A 17228-nucleotide genomic window follows, 5' to 3' on the forward strand; every position below is an offset into this window, starting at 1 on the left:
TTACCTGAACGAGATCAAATCAATAGTAAATACCAATACAGAATTTGCCGGAATGGTCCCTGCACCTGTAGCACCATAACCCAAGGCAGATGGTATCAGTAACATAATTCTACCGCCTGCATTAATATGCGGGATGCCGTACTGCCAGCCTTTGATCAGGCCGCCCAATGCGGTATTAGTTAAGTTGCCTTTATCGAATTGGGTACCGGTAACAAGTGTCCCGGTATAATTTACACTGATTACAGAGGTACTTGTTGGATACGCACCCGCTCCAGCGGTGATTACCGAATAATACACTCCCGACGGATCTTTAGTAGCCGTGATGTTGTTTGCTTTAATATAAGCCTGGATGGTTGCATCGTCGGCAGCGGCCTGTGCAGCAGCGGTTGCAGCAGCAGACGCGTCAGCCGCAGAGGTATCTTCTTTTTTGCAGGCAGAGAAGCCTAAAACAGTAATTGCAAGCAGGAGTATTAATTTTTTCATTGTTATTTTCGTCGATTACGCTGATTACATTTATGATTTCACCGATCATTAACGCTCTGATCTACATCAAATTGCCTTTCATACACAACTCCGTAAAATCAGTATATTTAAACAGTTGTTTTGATTTTTAATTCATTCATTTGAGCATCGGCAATTGTCGAAGGCGAATCGATCATAACGTCGCGGCCTGAGTTATTTTTAGGGAAGGCGATCACATCGCGGATAGAATCCAGGCCGGCGAAGATGGAGCACAACCTGTCGAAACCGAACGCGATTCCACCGTGCGGCGGCGCGCCATATTCAAACGCGTCCATTAAGAATCCAAACTGTTTTTGTGCTTCCTCTTTGCTAAAGCCTAAGTGTTTAAACATTAATGCTTGCAGCTCACGGTCATGGATACGGATAGAACCACCGCCGATCTCCGTACCGTTGATCACAAGGTCATAGGCATTTGCGCGTACATCACCGGGGTGGGTATCCAGCATGGCGATATCCTCGGGCTTTGGCGAGGTAAACGGATGGTGCATGGCATGATGGCGCTGGCTTTCATCGTCCCATTCCAACAACGGAAAGTCTATTACCCAAAGCGGTGCAAATTTGTCTTTGTCGCGCAGGCCTAAGCGGCTGCCCATTTCCAGGCGTAGTTCATTCATTTGCTTGCGCACCTTGTGGGTGTCGCCTGCCAATACCAATACTAAATCGCCCCGCTGTGTATCAAGCGCCGCCGACCATTTTGCCAGTTCCTCTTCGTTATAAAACTTGTCTACCGAAGACTTTAAAGAGCCATCTTCATTATGGCGCATATAGATCAGGCCTGTTGCGCCAATTTGCGGACGCTTCAACCATTCGGTCAGTTCGTCTAATTGTTTACGGGTGTAAGCCGCAGCGCCTTTAGCATTAATGCTAACTACCAGTTCGGCGTTATCAAACACACCAAAACCTTTAGCCTTGACAATGTCATTCAGTTCAACGAATTCCATCCCGAAACGGCGATCAGGCTTATCAGAACCATATAAACGCATGGCGTCAGCATAATGCATACGCGGGAAATCACCTAACTCTATACTCTTTACCTTGCTAAATAAATGGCGGGTTAACCCCTCGAAAATATTAAGAATATCTTCCTGCGTAATAAAAGACATTTCGCAATCTATCTGCGTAAACTCAGGCTGGCGGTCGGCGCGCAGGTCTTCGTCCCTAAAACATTTTACGATCTGGAAGTAACGGTCGAAACCGCTAACCATCAGCAACTGCTTAAATGTTTGCGGCGATTGTGGCAAGGCGTAGAATTCACCCGGGTTCATGCGGCTCGGCACAACAAAGTCACGCGCGCCCTCCGGAGTAGACTTAATTAGTACAGGCGTTTCTACTTCAATAAAATCAAGGTCACTTAAATAGCGGCGCACTTCCTGCGCCATTTTATGACGAAGCACCAGGTTGTTGCGAATAGGGTTGCGGCGCAGGTCGAGGTAGCGATATTTGGCTCGTAGTTCTTCGCCACCGTCGGTTTCATCTTCAATTAAAAACGGCGGAATTTTAGCAGCATTCAAGATTTCCAGACTTTCCACAGCGATCTCGATATCACCTGTCTCCATTTTAGGGTTTTTATTAAAACGCTCTAAAACCTTGCCGGTAACCTGTATCACAAACTCGCGCCCAAGGTTGCGGCCTTGCTCACGTACTGCCGAGTCTGTCTCTTCATTGAATACCAATTGGGTTAAACCATAACGGTCGCGGATATCAATAAAAGTAGTGCCGCCCAAGTCGCGCGATTTTTGCACCCAACCTGTAAGGCTAACCGTTTCGCCTAAATTATCGATGTTTAACTGACCGCAAGTGTGTGTTCTGAGCATAATAACCTCAATTGTAAAAGTTTGCGAAAATAAGGTTTTTGACCGAGGCAGGGAAAGGTTTTCTAAACTATGACCGTTACTATAATTGATTTACATTTGTCGCACTCATCCTACTAACAACATGAAAACGTATTTAATTGCCGCCTGTCTGCTATTGTCAGCAGTAGCTTGGGCCCAACCTTCAAAGGTTACTGTTACACAAACCGCAAGCGGTTATATGCTTATGCGTAATGGTAAACCATATTTCATTAAGGGGGCCGGCGGCACCAATTACATGGAAAGGCTGGCAAGGTATGGCGGCAATTCGCTGCGTACCTGGGATACCCGCAACGGCGGTGAGATCCTTGAAAAAGCGCAATCACTCGGCTTGACAGTTACCATGGGCCTTAACGTCGCCCGTGAACGTCACGGATTTAATTATGATGATACTGCGGCAGTGCGTAAACAACTAGAAACGCTGCGGGCCGAAGTGCGCAAATACCGCAATTACCCGGCCTTGCTTATTTGGGGAATCGGCAATGAGTTAAACCTGGAATACAAGAACCCAAAAGTTTGGGATGCGGTGAATGACATAGCAAAAATGATCCATCAGGAAGACCCTGACCACCCGGCAACTACTATGCTGGCCGGTGTAAACCCTGAAGTGATGAAAGAAATAATAGCCCGGTGTCCGGATATAGATTTGCTGTCTGTGCAGGTTTATGGCGGACTTGCTAAGGTGCCTGACGAGATCAAGGCTACGCATTGGACCAAAGCTTACATGGTAACCGAGTGGGGTCCGACGGGCCATTGGGAAAGCTTGCAAACGCCGTGGAAAGCATCGATTGAAGAAACCAGCAGCCAAAAAGCTATGGTTTATAAAAGCAGGTATGAAGCATCTATAGCCAAAGACAAGAACTGCCTGGGCTCATATGTTTTTCTTTGGGGACAAAAGCAGGAGCGTACCCCAACATGGTATGGCTTATTCACAGAAGCCGGCGAAGAAAACGAAGTGGTAGATGTGATGCAGTACTTATGGACAGGCAAATACCCGGCTAATCGTGCGCCTCACTTAAGCACTTTGATGCTCGACGGCAAACAATCATCAGACTTTATTTATTTGCAGCCCGGCAAATCGTACGCATTGAACTATAACGTGACTGATGCAAACGGCGACACGCTTACCCCACGTTGGGAACTATTGCCCGAAAGTACCGACCTTAAAAACGGCGGCGACCGCGAGTCGAGGCCGCAGGCAATTGTAGGGTCTGTGAAAATCAGCAAACCGGGCGAGGCAACGTTAAAAGCACCAAACCAGGCAGGCGCCTACCGTATTTTCTTGTATATAAGCGACGGCAAAAATAAAGTAGCAACCGGAAATATTCCGTTTTACGTTAAATAGCAGCTATTCGAAGAAACGGCGCAGATAGTTGATCTGACCCAGATGGTAATTAAGGTGTACCAGCAATTGCAACACAATGAAGTGCACAGTAACTTCTTTACCGTCGAACGGAATTGGATAGGCTGCTTCCAGGTCTTCATCGCTTAAGTTTGCAAGCGTGGTAGTGACCAACGTTTTCAGGTTTTCGAGGCCCGTTATAAATTCCGCTTGGGAGACATCCTTTTGGCTAAACTCCAAATCTCTGTCACGAACGTAATCTGTTTTGCCAATATTAGCGCCAATGTGATAACTCGAACCGCCTATTAAATGTAGCACCAAGTTACCAGCCGGATTATTTATAGTACCCGCTGCGCGCCAAAGATCTTCTTCATTCTTAAACTGTTTTATCTCATCGATCAGTTTGTCCAGATCGCGCTGGTAAAAAGAAACTATAAGTGCTGATTTCATAGTAAAACTATTAGTGATAAAAAAAGCCCCACAATATTGTGAGGCCTTAGAATACTATATCTGATATTTCCACCATTTTTGGTCGCTATTGCTCGAGGCAACAACATTTTCTATAAATGCCATCCCGCGGATACCATCGTCTACAGACGGATAATCCAGCCATTCAGGTTTAGTGTCTTCGCCGCTCAGTCTCGCACGCAAGGCATGTGAGAAATTCCGGTAATGATTACCAAACGCTTCCAGGTAACCTTCGGGGTGGCCAGCAGGCGTGCGCACGTTGGCACGTTCAAGGTCCGACAAGCGGTCCTGGTATCCCGAACCTGCCCGGACGATCTCCATAGGTTTGTCCAGCCATTTTATAATCAGAGAGTTTGGCTCCATCTGCGCCCATTCTAAACTTCCATTTTCACCATACACACGAATCTTAAGCGCGTTTTCTTCACCGGCCGCTACCTGCGACGCAATGAGTGTACCGGTTGCATCGTCTTCAAACCGTAACAGCACCGCGCCATCATCGTCAAGCGCGCGGCCTTTTACAACAGTGTTCAACGTAGCGCATAGCTCAGTGATCTTTAGACCGGTTATGTACTCTGCCAGGTGTGCGGCATGCGTACCAATATCGCCCATGCTACCGCTTTTGCCCGATTTTGACGGGTCTGTGCGCCAGGCAGCCTGCGCGTTACCTTCACGCTCAGACAGGCGGCTTAACCAGCCTTGCAAATATTCTACGTTTATCTTCCTTACTTTTCCTAACTGACCGCTCTTCACTACCTCGCGGGCTTCTTTAACCATCGGGTATCCGGCATAAGTGTGCGTTAGTAACAGCAATAATCCGGTTTCCTCAACCTTTGCCTTAAGCTGCTTAGCCTCATCAAATGTAAGGGTTATAGGCTTTTCTATCACCACGTGGAAGCCTTTCTCCAAAGCCAGCATTGCCGGCGCGAAGTGGGCAAAATTCGGCGTCACTATAGATACAAAATCCATGCGTTTGTCGGCCGGTAAGGCAGCCTCGGCATTGATCATATCTTCATAGCTGGTATACGTACGGTCGTCGTCTAAAAAGAGCATACGTCCGCTTTCTTTTGCTACATCAGGGTTAATGCTCAGCGCGCCGCATACCAGTTCTATCTGTCCGTCCATATTGGCGGCAATGCGGTGTACAGCGCCAATAAAGGCATCTTTACCGCCGCCGATCATACCCATACGTAATTTCCTGTTTTCCATTTCGGTAGAATATAATGTTTAGTTTTTGTTGGTATTTAGTTATACAAAAGAAGAAATAAAGTTGAATATTTCTGCGTAGGGCGATAATAAAGAAGTTGTTGAAGGCTATGTCTAATCTCGAGAGAGCAAATACAGTTCAGAGTAATAAAGTTTAATAAAGATTTGAGCTTTAAGCCAAGTCTTAGCATTCTTTCTTTTGGGCGTTACCCACCGTGGGCAGGTCGCGCTTTTCGCTTCAAGTCCTCCCCCGATATTCATCGGGGTCCGGGCTTTACACTGCAATCGCTAACGCATTTTTATGATTACGTTGATCCTCATTTGAAGAGGACGATAATATTATTTAAATCTTCCGGCTGGTATTAATAACGTTCACCTTGTCAAACTTTGTTGTTGCACAGCCGTGAGATACCGCGCTTACTTGCTGCGGCTGGCCTTTGCCATCAAAGAAAGAACCACCTAAACGGTAATCACTGGCGTCGCAAATCGCCGAGCACGAGTTCCAGAACTCTTGTGTGTTTGCCTGATATGCCGCGCCGCTAACCATCCCGCCCAGTTTACCGTCTTTTATCTCGTAACACAGCTGGCTGCTAAACTGGAAGTTGTACCGCTGCTGATCTATTGAATAAGAGTTACGGCCGAACATGTATAAGCCTTTTTCAGTATTCTTAATCAGGTCTGCAGGGCTCAACTTTGCTTTGCCGGGCTGTAAGCTAACATTCGGCATGCGCTGAAATTGTACAGAGCTCCAATCGTCGGCGTAGCAGCACCCCTGTGATGCATCAAGCCCAAGGATGTGTGCCTGGTCGCGGATGGTTTGGTAGTTAACCAAAACACCATCTTTTATGATATCCCACTTGCCACATTTAACACCCTCATCATCATATCCCACAGTACCTAATCCGTTAGCCTGCGTTTTATCGCCGACAAAATTTACCAGTTTACTGCCAAAATTAAACTTGCCTGTTCGCCACTTATCAAGCGTTAAGAAACTGGTACCTGCAAAGTTTGCCTCATAACCAAGCACCCGGTCAAGCTCTGTTGGGTGGCCAACAGATTCATGTATGGTAAGGAAAAGATTTGTCGGGTCAAGTATCAGATCATATTTGCCCGGCTCCAATGGTTTGGCCTTGAGCTTCTCGCTCAATTGTGCTGTCGCGATGCGTGCATCTTCCAGCATATTGTAACGCGTAGTAAAGAGCGGGAAAATGCCATTTAAAACTGTGCTGCTATCGGGCATCAAATATTCATAACCCATACCCATCGGTGCGCTCAGCGAGTTGCGTGTTTCAAATTTGTTGGTTGCCGCATCGGTCTTGGTTATCGTAAATGATGGCCAGATGCGGTGTATATCCTGATCAGCGTAGGTGCCATCGGTAGACGCAAAATACTTTTGCTCGTTGATCATAAACAACGAGTTATTAATGAAGTTAGCCCCGGCCACCAAAGCGGCATTATTGGCTTCCAAAAGCAGGTCTACCTTGTCTTTGATAGGCACCTCGAAGGCGTTTTTTAATATCGGAGTTTTCCAGTTCACTTCGCCGTAACCCTTTTGCGGCGCAAGCTCAACAGGTGTGGTTAGCAGTTTGGCGTTATCTTTTGCAATGCGTACCGCTAATTCCGCCGTGCGTGCAATGCTGTCTGTCGTCAGGTTATCAGTCGCGGCAAAACCCCAGCAGCCATTAGCCAGCACCCGCACACCCATCCCGTACGATTCTGTATTGGCAATATTCTGCACATTCTTTTCGCGGGTAATAACCGACTGGTTTAAATACCGTCCGATGCGGACATCGGCGTAGCTTGCACCTTTACTTTTTGCTGCGTTGAGCGCCACATCTGCCATACGTTTTTTAATGCCGGCATCAACGCTGCTAAGTGTTTCTTCAATAGCGATGGGCTTGCCTAAAGCAGGTAAATTGTTTAGCATGGCGGCGCCAACACCCATACCACTCAGATACAAAAAGTCTTTTCTTTTCACGGTGACTGTTTTAAAGCCACAATATAGAGATAACAAAGTGCGGCAGCAAGAGTTACTGCCGTAGCTAACAGGATTGTTATTTTAATCCGTAAAAAATGCTGATGCTATTATTAAGCTTCTTGCTGCCTTCAAAGGCAATACCGTAATCTATCCTGAATATAAACCGCTGTATACCAACATAGAACTCAGAATAATTGCGGCGACCTGCAGAGCCCGACAGATAATTGGCTCCGATTATTTCATCCAGTTTCAATGGCCGCAAGAATGAAATCTTGTTAAATAGAGAGCCGGTAAAGTTATGCTCTAAATGCCCCTCAAAATAAGCGCCATTGGTGCTGAATGTATAAAACGGCAAGTAATGGAAACTGCCGATAGTTGGATTGAAAACTGTACCCTGGTTACCAAAAAAGTGCTGATAATCCATGAAGTACAAATTGTTCTTATTGAAGAAATTGCCTGCCGATAACTTGAAAGCGGTATAACCATATAGCCCGGTAGGGATGCGATCATCAAATACATCAACCGAGGCAAAATCGTAATCGACACTAGAGCCCAACGCGTTTATTCCTTTACGATAATTTATACGTATCTTGGGGTATTTTGATTGCTCATAAAAGCGGCCATCGGGGCGTGTGGTGTACCGCTGGTCAAATGTAAATGTGACCGATGCTTTAAAGGTCATGGCATTGTTTCTCGGAAACAGCGACTCGTAACTATCAGGCCCGGCAGGGTTAAGTGGGTTATTGGTTGTAAAGGGCTTGTCCTTTGATCCCAGGATACTAAAACCTGACGTGTTATATAGTTGTTCGCGCTGGGCATAAGACAATCCCGTATAAAGCAATACGCCCTTCGCTAATTCACGTTGGTATCCTATCAAGCCGAAAGTAGAGCGGTAATATTTTACATAGTTACTCCTGCTGAGTAACGTACTTACAGTATTAAACACGTTCGAACGGGTTCCTGCATTATTGAGGTCCAAAATATCGCTGCCAAAAGTTCCAAACCAGTACCCCTGGTGCAGCGGATCATAATTGTAGGTAAGGTGCACGTTCGCTTCCAGTTTCTTGTTAGAAAAACCATAGCGTACGGCAGGCGAAATGGTAAACGACCTGCGGTCGTTATAAAACTGGGTGTAAAAACCTTTTAAGTTAATGCCGAAACCTTCGACGGTATTATAGAACAAAGTTTCATACAAGGGATTCAAATAGAAGCTGCGCCCTGCATACCGGTCTGTCCATGCGTAGCCGAATATGGTATACTTAAGCGGATTAAATTTGTTGTTTGCACGCTCAACAGAATCGAGGTATGGCCGTGAGTGCTCTATACGACCAATGCTGTCTTTAATATGATAATCACGTGCCTCTTGCAAAGTAAGCGGCACAGGGCGGGTTTTAGACCAGTAAGCTTCTGTTTTAATATTGGCTGTAGTATCGATGCGCATTACTTCGCCATCAAAAAAACCTTCTTTAAAGCCGGGGTTTAAGTTATAATTGTTGTAGATGCTGGCATAGTAGCCTTTAAAACCAAAGCCTAATACATCGCCGCTATAAGTATACTGTGTAGAAACGGGCAGCCAAACGCTATCCCGCACCGGGATATATTGCTGGCTAATGTTTAGTGAATCTACCAGGTTTATGTTTGCCTGCCGTGTTAACGTCAGGTCGGCGCTGTACAAGCGATAGCTATTTTCAAGTATGTAGATAAAGCCGCGATAGACAGGGTCATGCTCATGGCGTGGAATTACCTCTATTTTATCTATTCTTCGGCCGTTTTCAATTGATACCCCGGCCAACCGGTAACGGTAAAAAGACATGGCGTTATCAGCAATTGGCGACACGAACCCGCGCGTGCTGAGGCCGTTGATCTGTAATACGTTTTTGTAGAAATTTACCTGCAAGTCTGATGCCTTGTTATAACTAAAGGCAGAACTCTGTCCGGCTATTTTGGAAGCGATCATCACTTCTTTAACTTTATCGGGTTGCTTAAAGTTAAACTCGGACAGTGACTCTGATTGATACAATATGCCGCGGCCGTTGCTATCCAATTCAAGCAAAGTCGGGATGTTTCGTCCTAATAATTTTTTTGGTGCCTTTGTCAAGCGCTGAACGCCTTTAACATATACCGCGCTGGAATATTCGGGAACCTGGTTTAAGTAGTATTTTCGGCGCGCGATCACTTGTTTCATAATTGAATCTGCCGGGCCTTTTCGTCGCGAAGTGATCGTAACTTGTCTCAGCTCAAAAACTTCGGGCTGCATTACAATGCTGTTATCAACGTTGTGGTCTGTTATCGTAATGCGCTCTATCCGTTCAATATAGCCCACATAGCGGTAGATAACATCGTAAGTTCCGGGCGACAGACTGAATTGGTAACGGCCATTCTCATTGGCAGTACTGCCATATGTAGAATTGCGGACATATATAGACACAAAGCCGATTGGCTTGTTCTGATTATCTGTAACACGACCCGTTAAGGCATATTTTTGAGCAGCGGCAGAAAGGGTTGTGAGTATAAAAAGTAAGTTAAATAAATATTTCTTCATGGTAATATTTGATAAGAGGTTTAAAACCTTAAAATGTTTGCCTTCAGCCTAAAATATTAGCTACCGCATGTCCTTATATCATCTATTGAATGCTTAATTTTGCCACTAACAATAAAATTGCACTATGTACGATACGCTGAAACCAGTATTGCAGCAAGAGCTTGCACAAATTGAAGAAGCCGGACTTTATAAGAAAGAACGCATCATTATCTCACCGCAAGGAGCGGATATAGAAGTGCAAGGCGGTAAAAAAGTGATAAACTTTTGTGCTAACAACTATCTGGGCCTTTCTGCGAACCCGGATGTTATAAAGGCTGCGAAACAAACCATGGATACGCATGCCTATGGCTTATCGTCGGTGCGTTTTATATGCGGAACGCAGGATATCCACAAGAAGCTGGAACAAAAGATTGCCGAATTCTTAGGAACCGAGGATACCATTCTTTACGCTGCCGCTTTCGACGCGAATGGCGGCGTATTTGAACCGTTGTTTAACGAGCAGGACGCCATTATTTCTGACGAACTGAATCACGCATCCATCATTGATGGTGTACGCCTTTGCAAGGCGCAGCGCTATCGCTACAAACATGATGACATGGCCGACTTGGAGGAAAAACTTCAGTCTACTACTGAGTTGCGCCACCGTATTATCGTAACAGACGGCGCATTTTCTATGGACGGAACAATCGCGCAACTAGATAAGATCTGCGAACTGGCAGATAAGTACCGGGCTTTGGTAATGATAGATGAAAGCCATTGCTCTGGTTTTATGGGCAAAACCGGTCGTGGTACGCATGAGCACCATAATGTGATGGGCAAAATAGATATCATTACCGGGACCCTTGGTAAAGCGTTAGGTGGTGCATCGGGCGGATTTACATCAGGCCGTAAAGAAATTATCGATATGCTGCGTCAGCGCTCACGTCCATATCTGTTTTCAAATACACTTGCCCCTGCAATTACAGGTGCATCTATAAAGGTGCTGGATATGCTGAGCGAAACAACCCTATTGCGAGATAAACTGGAGAGCAACACCAAATACTTCCGCGAGCAGATGACAGCTGCTGGGTTTGATATTAAACCGGGTGTACATCCAATAGTTCCGGTTATGTTGTATGATGCTAAAGTTGCCCAGGAGTTTGCTGCCAAAATGCTTGATGAAGGCATTTACGTAATTGGTTTCTTTTACCCGGTAGTCCCTCAAGGCAAAGCGCGTATACGTGTACAAATTTCTGCCGCCCATGACCGCCATCACTTGGACAAAGCCATAGCCGCGTTTACCAGGGTGGGCAAGGAACTGGGGGTGATAAAGTAATTGATTATATTTGTATTTAGGAGGTACAGATTATGGCGAAGCTGGTATTAGATATTGACCCCGAGGTAATTGAAGACATGACAAAGTCTGCGGAAGAATTACATCTGTCGCTTTCTGGTTATGTTGAGCAATTTTTTATAAAAAAAGAAGCCAACGCTGCTGTGGCCCCTCATTTAAAAAAAGAGCATGAACTTTCTGATTGGGTGCGAAGCTTGGTACTCGCAAAAGAGCCCACACCAGATTTTGATCATAAGGCAGAATATGGTAAACATTTGGAAGAGAAATACGGCGTATGACCAATGTCTATGTAGACAGTGATATCATACTTGATGCACTATTACGACGCGAACCTTTTTATCTTGCGGCACTTAATCTTATTGAACTTGCGCATAACAATACGGTCAGGCTTCACATGTCGTCTTCTTCATTTATAAATGTTAATTATTTTTTAAGAAAGTTTTTTCTTGGAAAAACCATTGAAACGCTAAAAACCTTAAGGCTTGTTCTAAGTATCGTTATTGTAGATGCCGATACTATTGATTCTGCCTTAAATTCAGGTTTCTCAGATTTTGAAGACGGCGTGCAATATTATGCTGCAATAAGCGCGAAAGCGGAATACATCATTACCCGCAATGTAAAAGATTATAAAAACGCCACTATTCCGGTTCTCACGGCCGAACAATTTTTAAGAACAGTAATTAAATAATGCAAGAAAAAATAGATCAATATACTGCTGATATAAATGCTTTCAATCCGGCGAATGCCGATGAGTTGGAAGCATTCCGTATAAAATATCTGGGCACCAAAGGACTTATCAAGGATCTTTTTGAGGAGTTCAAAAGTGTAGGTCCCGATGAGAAACGCACGTTTGGCAAGGTGCTTAACCAGTTTAAGCAAATGGCCGAGGCAAGGTACGAATCTTTGAAGGAAAGCTTCGCCACCACAAATGCCGGCCCTAAATCTGATGTGGATCTAACTTTGCCTGGTACCGGAATCGAAGTCGGTTCGCGCCATCCGTTGTCTTTGGTGCAAAGCGAGATCACCGACATTTTCAAACGTTTAGGTTTCGTTGTCGCTGAGGGCCCCGAGATCGAGGACGACTGGCACAACTTCTCGGCATTAAATTTCCCCGAAGAGCACCCCGCCCGAGATATGCAGGACACCTTCTTTATCAAAAAGAATGCAGGCAAAGATGATGTTGCTTTGCGTACCCACACCTCATCTGTGCAGGTGCGCATGATGGAAAATGGTAAGCCACCTTTCCGCGCCATTATGCCTGGTCGTGTTTACCGTAACGAAGCTATCTCTGCCCGCGCCCATTGTTTCTTCCACCAGATTGAAGGTTTATATGTTGACGAGAATGTATCATTTGCCGATCTTAAGCAAACGCTGTATCATTTCGTTCAGGAACTTTATGGTGAGGGTACCAAAGTTCGTTTCCGGCCGTCATATTTCCCTTTTACAGAACCATCTGCAGAGATGGATATTTCCTGCACTATTTGTAAAGGCGCGGGTTGTAATATGTGTAAATACAGCGGATGGGTAGAGATATTAGGCTGCGGGATGGTAGACCCGAATGTTTTAGAGAATTGCGGCATCGATAGCACAAAATATACTGGCTTTGCTTTTGGTATGGGTGTAGAAAGAATTACCAACCTGAAATATGAGATACGCGACTTGCGTTTATTCTCTGAAAACGACGTGCGCTTTCTGCAACAATTTAAGACAGAACTGATATGAGATATTTTATAGCTGCTTTTTCGATATTCATTTTAGGCATAACGTCTTGCAGTAAGGATAATGGCAGCTATGTACCCAGCGTCCCGGTAAACTTTCAGGCACCACTTACCGATCCACGTTTGGTGAAGCTCAACAGTATTGGCGGCAGCGCGACTATAAGCGGCTACGGGGTGGCAGGTTTGATTTTTTACCACAATACTGATGGCAGTTATGTATGCTTTGACCGCTGCAGCAGTTACCTGCCCGAAAATAAATGTGCCATTACTATCGATGATACAGGTTTTACCGCAACCGACCCATGCAGCGGTTCCAAATTTTCCCTTACGGACGGTTCACCGGTAAAAGCACCTGCCACACGCTCGCTTAAGCAGTATGCCGTAAGTGTGACTAATAATGTGATATTTGTGTCTAACTAAAGACATGGAAGCCGACAAGATCAAAGAAAGTATAAAGCGCGGGGCGCAAGACCTGTTCCGCAAGTTCGGCTATCATAAGACCAGCGTAAACGAAATTGCCAAACGGGCTAAGATCGCCAAAGCTACCATTTACAAGTATTTCGAAAGCAAGGAAGAGATATTACATGCCTTACTGATGGACTACATCAGCGTAAGTGTAGAAGATCTTATCGATGCTGATAACCGCCAGCAAAACGAAGAAGCCCATCTGGCGAATCTGATCCTCAAAACCAGCCGCCTGTCTTACACCATTTGCAACGAATTTATCGGCTGGGATTTTATCCGTGAGAGCACTAACTCGCAGGAATTCCTAAAGAACTTATCTAACGAGTTGGAAGACCTGCTGCTTGGCGCCTTTACCAAACTAAGCGGCATGCGCAAAATAGAGAACTATCACCAGCGCTTACGTTTCCTTATCAAATGCAGCAAGAGTATTGTCTTTAGTTTCGCATTCACCTCTGTGAGTGATGCCGACGTGCGGAAGAATTTTGTGTCTTTTCAAAAAGAGATATTACCTTATTTAGTGAAGGCCGCAGTAGCAGTTTAATCTACCGGAAATACGTCACTGTTTCACTGTTTCACCTGAAACAGTTGAAACACCTGTTCCCTACTTTTAAGTATCTGACACAATCTTGCTCTTTCTTAATTATCAGCCTATTACAACGTTTACCTGCAAGCACTACTTTGTCACTACCTGGGCAAAAAAGGTCTTTGAAACAGCCGAATTACTGACAAACTAGCGCCAGTGAAACAGTACAAATATTATAACTTTCTATATTTTCCTTTTGGATTTCTCTTTTGGTGATAGATGGCACGGATAGTCACCAAATTTTTGAACTCATTAATAGAGTAAATTATGGTAAACGGAAATTTATTTAAATAGTAATGGAAAAATCCTCTATAAGATTGCCTGGTTGTTAAGGAGTCGTTGCAAATCGTCGCCAAAGCATTCTTGAAATTTTTGATGAAGTTGCTTGCCGCAGTGTCGCTGTGTAGTTGATAATATTCTATTGACTCTTCTAAATGCCTTTGTGCTCTCGGCAAAACGTCATAGTTGTAAGGCATTTCAGACTTTGACCTTGTTCAAAATTTCAGAAATACGTCTTTCACTTTCTTCTGCACTTATAGGCACAATTTCCCCTCTTTGTAGGGCCTCTTCATCTTCGTCTAATTCCTTTTTCATTTGATCAGTGTAAACAAAATCCTCATAGGAGTTTTCATTTTCTTCATAAAAGAGCCCTTTAGCTGCAAGAAATTCCTTCACTTCGGCAAGATCTTCTTGTTTGTCGATATCGATAATTATCGTCGTCATGTTTCAAATTTACAAAATTGACTTAACAAAAAAGCCCCGCTAAAGCGGGGCAATTTGATACTATTTCAACAAGTGCTTTAGCTGTATAACTTCCTTCTCGTCCAGCATGCGCCAGCGGCCACGCGGAAGGTCTTTCTTGGTGAGGTTAGCGTAAACAGAACGGTCCAGTTTTTCTACTTCGTAACCCAGATGCTCAAAAATGCGGCGTACAATGCGATTGCGCCCGCTGTGTATCTGTATCCCCACTTCGCGTTTAGTTCCGCCGGCTACATAAGAGATAGAATCAGGCTTAATAAATCCGTCTTCCAATTCTAACCCAAAACCTATTTTGTTCAGGTCGCCCTGGGTGAGGCTCTTATTTAGCTCCACCATGTACAGCTTCGATACGTTATTCTTAGGGTGCGAAAGTTTATCTGCCAGGTCGCCGTCGTTGGTCATCAGCAATAAACCGGTAGTATTACGGTCCAGCCGGCCAACGGGATAAATACGTTCGCGGCTGGCTTTCTCCACCAAATGCATTACCGTGCGGCGTTCTTGCGGGTCGTCCGTTGTTGTGATGTAATCCTTCGGTTTGTTCAGCAATACGTACACCATTTTCTCGCGTTTCAGGGTTTCGCCGTTGTAGCGTACCACATCTTTAGTTGGGTCAACCTTGTGGCCCAATTCAGAGATCACCTCACCATTAACAGAAACTACACCTGCTTCGATCAGCTCGTCAGCTTTGCGGCGCGAACAGATACCCGCGTTAGATATATAACGGTTCAGACGGATGAGACCGTCATCTGTATTTGTCGAAGTTTTTTTACCCCTTAATTTAGCCTGGTTGGCAATTTGTTCAGGGGTACGCGGGCCACGTTCCGGCCTGTCGTATGATTTTGTATAGCCACGGTTATCCTTATCCCGCGGAGCGCCAGAAGATGGGCGCTTTGAAAAACCACCCTGACCGAAAGGCTTACCTGCGGAACGACCATAAGGACGGTCGCCGCTTTGCTGATCGCCGGTATTGGGGCGGCGGTTGTATGGCTTGTCTGATGATTGTCCGCGGAATGGCTTATCGCCGAATGATTTTTCTGATGAGCGGCCGTATGGTTTGTCGCCGGATGATTTTTCCTGTCTGTCGCCGGCCGGCCTGCCGCTGTATGATGCAGATGATCTTTTATTAGAACGTTCGCCATAAGGCTTGCTGAATGACCCGCCTTGTGCTTTATCGCCGTAAGGCTTGTCACCTTCGCTGCGGCTGCCGTAAGGCCTTTCAGGTTTTCCTGCACGGTCGCCATAAGGCTTACCTGTACTTTTCGAACTATAACCTGATGAAAAAGTTTTGCCTGAGCGCGGGGAACTGCTGCGTGGCGAATCGCCTGATTTGGCAGGCCTGCCTGATGATCTTTGCGGCTTGTCTTCGCGACTGTTGCCAGATTTTTTGAATACCATATTTTGTGGTTTAACGCTGTCTCAGCGGGGGGATAAAGTTACGATTTTTAAAGATTTTTTCACCTTTAATTTTTAAGCAAAATCTTTGCCTAACATGGCTTAAACATAAATTTTTAAATTTTTAAAACAATTTGCGAACACTAAGGTTTTGCTAACTATTTGATATTGTGCCTAATAATACATATCTTTGCGGCCACATCTAACACGAATGTTGAATTAAAGTAGATTGAATGATTAAAAAACACTTAATTACGTGCTCCGTAATCTTGGTGTCGGTTGTCATTACAAAACTGTTTATCTGCAGTACAACTGAAAAGAACAGCCCGGTTAACAAACCCCATTTTGGGAACTACATAACCGCTGTCGCGAGTGAAAATAAGGGATATAATTTTGCTGATGAGACGGTACCGGTCTCGAACAAAAAGGTAAGCAAAAGGATAAATGTTTCTTTGCGGAAACATCGATCAGATGAAGAAACATCAGCTATGCTTGGCCGCAAGGCAAGTAAGCTGTTCCCTATTATTGAGCCAATTCTAGTGGCTTACGGCATCCCCGAAGATTTTAAATACATTCCGCTTGTAGAGTCTGGTTTAAAAGCAGGTGTATCGCCTAAAGGCGCCGCGGGCTGGTGGCAATTTATGCCGGGTACCGCGCGCACTTATGGCTTAAAAGTAAACAGTGGTAAAGACGAGCGTTTAAACTTACGCCGCTCTACCATTGCAGCCTGCAAATACCTGCGCGACCTTAAAGACGAGGTTGGCAGCTGGACGCTGGCCGCCGCTGCTTACAATTGCGGGTCGCCACGTATACGCCATGCTATTAACAAACACAACAAAGGTAATTATTATTTAATGAGCCTTAACCGCGAAACCGCCGGTTATGTGTACAAGTTAATAGCCATGAAAAAGACCATTGAAAAACCGGGAAGTATAGTTAATCAGCGTTACCTGGCAACTTACGTAAACCCAACTGAATTACTTACTGTTAACTAACGGTAATATTATTTACGGAGCACTTTGGCCCGCTTTCCGCACAGGTAAAGCGGGCTTTTTTTTGTACTTTTGTGCCTC

Annotated in this window: 17 protein-coding genes; 8 read left to right on the forward strand and 9 right to left on the reverse strand. The window is 45.0% G+C overall.

Features of this window, described 5'->3' with window-relative positions; all coding sequences use genetic code 11:
• Both GO620_RS12105 and aspS read right to left on the reverse strand, forming a co-directional pair.
• Positions 1-483: an FKBP-type peptidyl-prolyl cis-trans isomerase gene (locus tag GO620_RS12105; protein ID WP_157525619.1), complete on the reverse strand. Its 483-nt coding sequence runs from the start codon at positions 481-483 to the stop codon at positions 1-3.
• A gap of 107 nt (positions 484-590) precedes the next feature.
• Entirely contained in the window at positions 591-2336 is a 1746-nt protein-coding gene (gene aspS, locus GO620_RS12110; protein ID WP_157525620.1) for an aspartate--tRNA ligase, read from the reverse strand.
• Between the two features lie 121 nt (positions 2337-2457).
• Between aspS and GO620_RS12115 the strand changes: the two genes are divergently transcribed.
• Positions 2458-3717 (forward strand): glycoside hydrolase family 2 TIM barrel-domain containing protein, encoded by a 1260-nt coding sequence (locus GO620_RS12115; protein WP_157525621.1) that lies wholly within the window; start codon positions 2458-2460, stop codon positions 3715-3717.
• A gap of 3 nt (positions 3718-3720) precedes the next feature.
• Here the strand turns inward: GO620_RS12115 and GO620_RS12120 are convergent, their stop codons facing one another.
• The 4 genes from GO620_RS12120 to GO620_RS12135 all read right to left on the reverse strand — a co-directional run bounded on the left by GO620_RS12120 (position 3721) and on the right by GO620_RS12135 (position 9905).
• A complete protein-coding gene (locus tag GO620_RS12120; RefSeq protein ID WP_157525622.1) occupies positions 3721-4164 on the reverse strand; it encodes a DinB family protein in 444 nt (147 codons plus the stop codon).
• 54 nt (positions 4165-4218) lie between these two features.
• Positions 4219-5388 (reverse strand): Gfo/Idh/MocA family protein, encoded by a 1170-nt coding sequence (locus tag GO620_RS12125; RefSeq protein ID WP_198173578.1) that lies wholly within the window; start codon positions 5386-5388, stop codon positions 4219-4221.
• A gap of 340 nt (positions 5389-5728) precedes the next feature.
• Positions 5729-7363, reverse strand: a complete 1635-nt coding sequence (locus tag GO620_RS12130; RefSeq protein ID WP_200229995.1) for a TldD/PmbA family protein — start codon at positions 7361-7363, stop codon at positions 5729-5731.
• Positions 7364-7439: 76 nt separating this feature from the next.
• Positions 7440-9905 carry a DUF5686 and carboxypeptidase regulatory-like domain-containing protein gene (locus GO620_RS12135; protein WP_157525623.1) on the reverse strand — a complete coding sequence of 822 codons (2466 nt, stop codon included), beginning with the start codon at positions 9903-9905 and terminating at the stop codon, positions 7440-7442.
• A 124-nt stretch (positions 9906-10029) separates the two neighbouring features.
• On the opposite strand from GO620_RS12135, the gene kbl reads away from it, so the two are divergent.
• Genes kbl through GO620_RS12165 form a run of 6 tightly spaced genes read left to right on the forward strand, consistent with a single transcriptional unit; the run spans position 10030 to position 13962 of the window.
• Positions 10030-11220 (forward strand): glycine C-acetyltransferase, encoded by a 1191-nt coding sequence (kbl, locus tag GO620_RS12140; RefSeq protein ID WP_157525624.1) that lies wholly within the window; start codon positions 10030-10032, stop codon positions 11218-11220.
• A 32-nt stretch (positions 11221-11252) separates the two neighbouring features.
• Positions 11253-11516: a DUF6364 family protein gene (locus GO620_RS12145; RefSeq protein ID WP_157525625.1), complete on the forward strand. Its 264-nt coding sequence runs from the start codon at positions 11253-11255 to the stop codon at positions 11514-11516.
• Complete coding sequence (locus GO620_RS12150; protein ID WP_157525626.1) at positions 11513-11926, forward strand: PIN domain-containing protein; 414 nt, start codon at positions 11513-11515, stop codon at positions 11924-11926. Before GO620_RS12145 ends, GO620_RS12150 begins: the two co-directional genes overlap by 4 nt.
• A complete protein-coding gene (gene pheS, locus GO620_RS12155; protein ID WP_157525627.1) occupies positions 11926-12960 on the forward strand; it encodes a phenylalanine--tRNA ligase subunit alpha in 1035 nt (344 codons plus the stop codon). Before GO620_RS12150 ends, pheS begins: the two co-directional genes overlap by 1 nt.
• A complete protein-coding gene (locus GO620_RS12160) occupies positions 12957-13376 on the forward strand; it encodes a Rieske (2Fe-2S) protein (protein ID WP_157525628.1) in 420 nt (139 codons plus the stop codon). Before pheS ends, GO620_RS12160 begins: the two co-directional genes overlap by 4 nt.
• Positions 13377-13380: 4 nt before the next feature.
• The gene (locus tag GO620_RS12165; protein WP_157525629.1) at positions 13381-13962 is read left to right on the forward strand and encodes a TetR/AcrR family transcriptional regulator; all 582 of its coding nucleotides are present in this window, start codon (positions 13381-13383) and stop codon (positions 13960-13962) included.
• Positions 13963-14177: 215 nt separating this feature from the next.
• Here GO620_RS12165 and GO620_RS17495 read toward each other — a convergent pair whose 3' ends face one another.
• The 3 genes from GO620_RS17495 to GO620_RS12180 are packed head-to-tail and all read right to left on the reverse strand — an operon-like array spanning position 14178 to position 16158.
• The gene (locus GO620_RS17495) at positions 14178-14480 is read right to left on the reverse strand and encodes a type II toxin-antitoxin system RelE/ParE family toxin (RefSeq protein ID WP_157525630.1); all 303 of its coding nucleotides are present in this window, start codon (positions 14478-14480) and stop codon (positions 14178-14180) included.
• 1 nt (position 14481) lies between these two features.
• Positions 14482-14727 (reverse strand): hypothetical protein, encoded by a 246-nt coding sequence (locus GO620_RS12175; protein ID WP_157525631.1) that lies wholly within the window; start codon positions 14725-14727, stop codon positions 14482-14484.
• Between the two features lie 60 nt (positions 14728-14787).
• Positions 14788-16158, reverse strand: coding sequence for a pseudouridine synthase (locus tag GO620_RS12180; protein WP_157525632.1), 1371 nt, complete (start codon positions 16156-16158; stop codon positions 14788-14790).
• 230 nt (positions 16159-16388) lie between these two features.
• Here GO620_RS12180 and GO620_RS12185 point away from each other — a divergent pair, with 230 nt between their 5' ends.
• On the forward strand, positions 16389-17150 hold the full coding sequence (locus GO620_RS12185; RefSeq protein ID WP_157525633.1) for a lytic transglycosylase domain-containing protein: 762 nt from the start codon (positions 16389-16391) through the stop codon (positions 17148-17150).
• Positions 17151-17228 lie beyond the last annotated feature (78 nt).

Origin of the sequence: Mucilaginibacter ginkgonis (assembly GCF_009754905.2) — a bacterium.
Classification (GTDB): domain Bacteria; phylum Bacteroidota; class Bacteroidia; order Sphingobacteriales; family Sphingobacteriaceae; genus Mucilaginibacter; species Mucilaginibacter ginkgonis.

Coding starts and splice junctions, on each gene's coding strand:
- GO620_RS12105 (WP_157525619.1), bottom strand. CDS start 483: ATGAAAAAATTAATACTCCTGCTTGCAATTACTGTTTTAGGCTTCTCT.
- aspS (WP_157525620.1), bottom strand. CDS start 2,336: ATGCTCAGAACACACACTTGCGGTCAGTTAAACATCGATAATTTAGGC.
- GO620_RS12115 (WP_157525621.1), top strand. CDS start 2,458: ATGAAAACGTATTTAATTGCCGCCTGTCTGCTATTGTCAGCAGTAGCT.
- GO620_RS12120 (WP_157525622.1), bottom strand. CDS start 4,164: ATGAAATCAGCACTTATAGTTTCTTTTTACCAGCGCGATCTGGACAAA.
- GO620_RS12125 (WP_198173578.1), bottom strand. CDS start 5,388: ATGGAAAACAGGAAATTACGTATGGGTATGATCGGCGGCGGTAAAGAT.
- GO620_RS12135 (WP_157525623.1), bottom strand. CDS start 9,905: ATGAAGAAATATTTATTTAACTTACTTTTTATACTCACAACCCTTTCT.
- kbl (WP_157525624.1), top strand. CDS start 10,030: ATGTACGATACGCTGAAACCAGTATTGCAGCAAGAGCTTGCACAAATT.
- GO620_RS12145 (WP_157525625.1), top strand. CDS start 11,253: ATGGCGAAGCTGGTATTAGATATTGACCCCGAGGTAATTGAAGACATG.
- GO620_RS12150 (WP_157525626.1), top strand. CDS start 11,513: ATGACCAATGTCTATGTAGACAGTGATATCATACTTGATGCACTATTA.
- pheS (WP_157525627.1), top strand. CDS start 11,926: ATGCAAGAAAAAATAGATCAATATACTGCTGATATAAATGCTTTCAAT.
- GO620_RS12160 (WP_157525628.1), top strand. CDS start 12,957: ATGAGATATTTTATAGCTGCTTTTTCGATATTCATTTTAGGCATAACG.
- GO620_RS12165 (WP_157525629.1), top strand. CDS start 13,381: ATGGAAGCCGACAAGATCAAAGAAAGTATAAAGCGCGGGGCGCAAGAC.
- GO620_RS17495 (WP_157525630.1), bottom strand. CDS start 14,480: ATGCCTTACAACTATGACGTTTTGCCGAGAGCACAAAGGCATTTAGAA.
- GO620_RS12175 (WP_157525631.1), bottom strand. CDS start 14,727: ATGACGACGATAATTATCGATATCGACAAACAAGAAGATCTTGCCGAA.
- GO620_RS12180 (WP_157525632.1), bottom strand. CDS start 16,158: ATGGTATTCAAAAAATCTGGCAACAGTCGCGAAGACAAGCCGCAAAGA.
- GO620_RS12185 (WP_157525633.1), top strand. CDS start 16,389: ATGATTAAAAAACACTTAATTACGTGCTCCGTAATCTTGGTGTCGGTT.